The sequence below is a fragment of the Gammaproteobacteria bacterium genome (genome assembly GCA_003696665.1).
Classification (GTDB): domain Bacteria; phylum Pseudomonadota; class Gammaproteobacteria; order Enterobacterales.
Genome location: RFGJ01000170.1, coordinates 1 through 1,301, shown reverse-complemented (window position 1 = coordinate 1,301; position 1,301 = coordinate 1). Strand labels below are relative to the sequence as shown.

2 protein-coding genes are annotated in these 1,301 nt (G+C 53.7%); both read left to right on the top strand.

The window, feature by feature from the left end; all coding sequences use genetic code 11:
- Positions 1-71: 71 nt before the first annotated feature.
- Positions 72-260, top strand: a complete 189-nt coding sequence (locus tag D6694_04980) for a hypothetical protein (protein RMH45195.1) — start codon at positions 72-74, stop codon at positions 258-260.
- 7 nt (positions 261-267) lie between these two features.
- Positions 268-1,101: a phosphatase PAP2 family protein gene (locus D6694_04975; GenBank protein RMH45194.1), complete on the top strand. Its 834-nt coding sequence runs from the start codon at positions 268-270 to the stop codon at positions 1,099-1,101.
- Positions 1,102-1,301: the final 200 nt, after the last annotated feature.

The following is a 1,301-nucleotide window of genomic DNA, read 5'->3' as shown; positions in this document are numbered from 1 at the left end:
GCCCAGAGCCCCACCACAATCTCGAGGCGTGCCTGGTCGGCGTTGAAGTGTGACAGACGATTGGAGAGAACATGACCAAAGAACTTGTTATCACCGACACATCACACCGAACCTTCACGCCCCTGCTACTCCGAAACGGCCAAATCGGCAAACTGCTCACTACGAACAACTGCGAAGGGAAGGATAAATGGGCCAAACATCTATTCCAAAAGCAGATTGGCCACACCATTTCCGGGCAAAAACAGCCCCAAATTCTATGATGCTGAAATGACGATGAAAAAAATATTTCCCGTCCTGCTTTTCTGCCTCCTTGCCTGCCCTTGGCCTGTTCATGCAGTCGATCCAAACACACCCACTTCTCCCCCCTTACTCAAATCGTGGGGTGAAGATGCTTTTCACATGGCCCAAATGCCAGCCCAGTGGGGCCCAGATCAGTGGACCAAAGCGGCATGGCTGATAGCAGGGACCACATCCCTGTTTTTTCTTGACGACTCTGTCGACAAAAATTGGCAGGACCTGCGTAGTCCAGCGACGGACCGACTTGCTGATGGAGGTCATTTTCTGGGAGACCCTTGGACTCTCCTCGTTGTCAGTGGTGGAATCGTAGCGTCGGGACAGCTTTACAGGGACTGCTATCTCCGTGAGACAGGGCTACAAGCATTGGAAAGTTGGCTGTTTACCAATGTTACCACTCTTGGCATCAAACATCTGACCCGACGTTTTCGCCCCAACAGCGGCAAAGGTTCAGACAATTGGGACGGACCAGGCTGGCATGACCGTCCGGGCAGTGGTGAGCCTGATGGTTACTCATTCCCCTCCGGACATACAGCGGGCAGTTTTGCACTGGCAAGTGTCATCACCGAACGTTACCCAGATAGCATTTGGCTCAAATGGAGTGCCTATGGCCTGGCGTCTCTTGTGGCACTGTCTCGTATCAATGACCATGAACACTGGGCTTCAGATGTTTTTGCCGGCGCAGCTCTCGGATGGAGCATTGGAAAAGGCGTTGTCCGCCTGAACCAAAAAAACTCATCTCGTATAACCTTGCTGCCTTTTACCCAGCACAAAATCCCAGGGTTAGCCTTAGTCTGGAAGTTTTAATCTCGAACGAACCTGGACCAAAAGAATCGCACCGCCCGGTAGAGAACGCCCCAACACGTTCCGGGACGGTTTGACCCAGGGGCGAGGAGTTTTGGTTCAGATCAAGGCGCGCGCCGATGAGCGCGGAGGCGTAGCCGGAGGCTACGTCGCACAAGCGAAGAGACGCGCAACGCAGAGATGGGCCAAAAGAACCGCCCCTG

Coding starts and splice junctions, on each gene's coding strand:
- D6694_04975 (RMH45194.1), top strand. CDS start 268: ATGACGATGAAAAAAATATTTCCCGTCCTGCTTTTCTGCCTCCTTGCC.
- D6694_04980 (RMH45195.1), top strand. CDS start 72: ATGACCAAAGAACTTGTTATCACCGACACATCACACCGAACCTTCACG.